Here is an 871-nt window from a genome sequence, read left to right as displayed (position 1 = left end):
CTGTTGCGCAATCAGCGCAGCAAGCAGATGAACCGGTTCGATGTATTGATTGTCGTTGCCGACGGCGAGACTCTGCGCGTCGGCCAGTGCTTCCTGAAACTTGGTCGTGAGCTTGTCGATTCTCATAGCGTCTATGCTCAAACGTTAAACTGCATTGCTCGGGTCAAGTTCTACCCATAAAGCGCACAGCCAATCCCCTAAAAATCGGAAAATTAAGCGACTCGATCCAAACTTAGAGCATGGACGTTCGTAAAGTGCTTTGAGTCATGCTACGAAACTCGTCGTCGACTGGCAAACCGCCTTCGGTAAGAGAAGCCAGCGGTTTCTACTTCCAGTCTCGCTCGCCGTCCATGCGCAGACGTTTACCTGCCATGTATATTTTCTGCCATGTTGTGAAGCTAAAACGGCAACTCGATCGTTTAACTTTCCTTCACTTCCTTGAAATCGGCGTCGACAACGTCGTCGTGATGTTCCGGCGCCGCCTGCGCGCCCGGACCGCCTGCTGAACCTGCTGCCGCGCCCGCCGCACCTTGCGCTGCAGCCATCTCGGCGTACATCTTTTCGCCGAGTTTCTGCGACGCCGTGGACAGCGTTTCAATCTTCGCGTCAATGCTGGCCTTGTCGCTCGCCGTGCTCTTGAGCGCTTCTTCAAGATCCTTCAACGCGGCTTCGATCTGTTCCTTTTCAGCCGCTTCGATCTTGTCGCCGTGTTCAGCCACGGCCTTCTTCGTGCTGTGCACCAGCGCGTCGCCCTGATTGCGCGAGTCGGCCAGTTCACGCAGACGATGATCTTCGTCAGCGTTCGCTTCAGCATCCTTCACCATCTTGTCGATCTCGGCGTCAGACAGACCCGAGTTCGCCTTGATGACGA

At 55.2% G+C, this 871-nt stretch carries 2 protein-coding genes; both read right to left on the bottom strand.

Features of this window, described 5'->3' with window-relative positions; genetic code table 11:
• On the bottom strand, positions 1-126 hold a 126-nt coding region (locus ACRXB1_RS36915; RefSeq protein ID WP_449494861.1), incomplete at its 3' end, for a Clp protease N-terminal domain-containing protein.
• A gap of 293 nt (positions 127-419) precedes the next feature.
• Positions 420-871, bottom strand: a 452-nt coding sequence (locus tag ACRXB1_RS36910) for an Hsp70 family protein (protein ID WP_449494889.1), incomplete at its 5' end; no start/stop codon positions are given.

The sequence above is a fragment of the Caballeronia sp. M23-90 genome, assembly GCF_053574605.1.
The sequence above is the reverse complement of the archived record's forward strand: the minus strand, read 5'-3'. Positions and strand labels throughout refer to the sequence as shown.